1 rRNA gene is annotated in these 389 nt (G+C 37.3%); it reads left to right on the top strand.

What is annotated here, in order from left to right:
• Window positions 1–308: 308 nt before the first annotated feature.
• Window positions 309–389: ribosomal RNA gene (locus H5118_RS20435) — 16S ribosomal RNA — on the top strand; the annotation flags it as partial.

Raw genomic sequence — 389 nt, 5'->3', positions numbered from 1 at the left:
AATATGCGCAGCCCTAGCGAGATAAAGTTCAACTTTATAATCGCAACGTTCTTTAACAATATAAAGCAATCATCTGTGTGGGCACTCGTACAGATTGAGTTCTAACAGCCAAGCTACTTAGGTAGCGAGGCAAACAAATTAGAGTCTCAATTGAAACTGAGTGACCATATGTTATTAAAAGATTCAGCCTTGAGCTGTTTTGATTTCACTTTTTTAAAAGTGAAAATAATAACGCACAGTCAATTCGTTTTTGGCAACAAAAACAAAAATTCAGAATTCATTGAGCTGTCGAAAGACATAAAACTTTTTAATTGAAGAGTTTGATCATGGCTCAGATTGAACGCTGGCGGCAGGCCTAACACATGCAAGTCGAGCGGTAACAGAAAGTA

The organism is Pseudoalteromonas sp. SR41-1 (assembly GCF_014164015.1).
Classification (GTDB): Bacteria; Pseudomonadota; Gammaproteobacteria; order Enterobacterales; family Alteromonadaceae; genus Pseudoalteromonas; species Pseudoalteromonas distincta.
Note: the sequence above shows the minus strand (reverse complement) of the source record. Positions and strands in the feature narration are given on the sequence as shown.